Source organism: Candidatus Kurthia intestinigallinarum, from assembly GCF_003991225.1.
GTDB lineage: Bacteria > Bacillota > Bacilli > Bacillales_A > Planococcaceae > Kurthia > Kurthia populi.
Genome location: NZ_JTFC01000138.1, coordinates 1 through 1249, shown reverse-complemented (window position 1 = coordinate 1249; position 1249 = coordinate 1). Strand labels below are relative to the sequence as shown.

Here is a 1249-nt window from a genome sequence, read left to right as displayed (position 1 = left end):
GGAGAGCTATGTGAATGGTAGTAAAACGATTTTTAATGGGCATACGAATATTAATTTACAAAGTGACCTTTTATCGTTTGATTTAAAGTCCTTGCAAAATGAGGCTGATGTACAAGGGGCAGCGTATTTAAATACGTTTAGTTATTTATGGGATAACATTACGGAAAATACAAGTGAAAATGTGAAGCTGTTTGTTGATGAGTTTCATTTTTTAACACAAAATCCAGATGCAGCGAGTTTCTTTTACCAGGCATATAAACGATTTCGAAAGTACAATGCAGGGGCAATTGCCGGTACGCAACAAATTCAAGATGTGCTCGATGGGAAGATGGCCAATGGTCAAAATGTTGGTGAGGCTGTCATTGGGAACAGTTATACGAAAGTCTTTTTTGGTCTAGATAATAAGGGCGTAGATGATATTACCGAAAAGCTACGCATGACCTTTAGTGAAAAGGAAAAAAAATTATTAGAGCGTCGTAAGCAAGGTGAGGCACTCATTATTCATGGTACACAGCGAGCGTTTATGCGGGTAGAGCTGACAGAAGAAGAACTACGATTAAAAGATCCAGCTCGTTATGAGGAGCTATATGAGGTTAGTGCAGCTATTACACCGAATTACGAAGAGCGTATTCGTATGACAGAGCTCGAGCGACAAGAGGCACTAGAAATGAGGAACTTTGAAAAGTAGAAATTTCCACTTTTGTTAAGTAGAATTTTCTACCCATCAAAAGTATAAGAACTATAAATTTATTAGGTTAACTGGTTAACCTATTGATATTACTGGATTTATAAGTTAACCATTTATTTTAAATCGTTAGGAGGTGCTAGTATGAGTGCGACCAAGATTTACAATTTTTCATTTGGCAGCATTAAATTAACACGTGAACTAGCCCAATTTACGATCCATCGTAATGAATTTAGTTATGACCGGTTGGAAGAAATCGAACAGTTTTTACGCGATACACGGAATGATGTGTTTCTATCATTTCGAAGTATTGAGGAGAACGAAGGGCATGTCGTCATGACCTTTCATTTTGTAGAGCACTTGAAGCCCGTTGTGGCGATTAAACAGGAGGCTTATGTTGTAAAGCTTGCTATTGCCCAAGCGATATTACTTGATGAGATTGTGACGAAGACTTCAAGCTTCGTCAGTTTGCATCCTGCAACTGTGTATTATCATCCGATGTCGACGATTCGCTACGGCTACCGAGCGAACCGACAAATGCCACGTGAGGAAAAATATACGCAT

The 1249-nt window shown here is 38.6% G+C and carries 1 protein-coding gene and 1 pseudogene; both read left to right on the top strand.

Going from position 1 to position 1249, the window contains the following annotated elements:
• Nucleotides 1-688: pseudogene (locus tag QI30_RS19200) on the top strand (VirB4 family type IV secretion system protein); the annotation flags it as partial.
• Nucleotides 689-829: 141 nt separating this feature from the next.
• Nucleotides 830-1249 (top strand): hypothetical protein (locus QI30_RS19195; protein WP_148113906.1); only part of this gene is annotated, 420 nt, incomplete at its 3' end.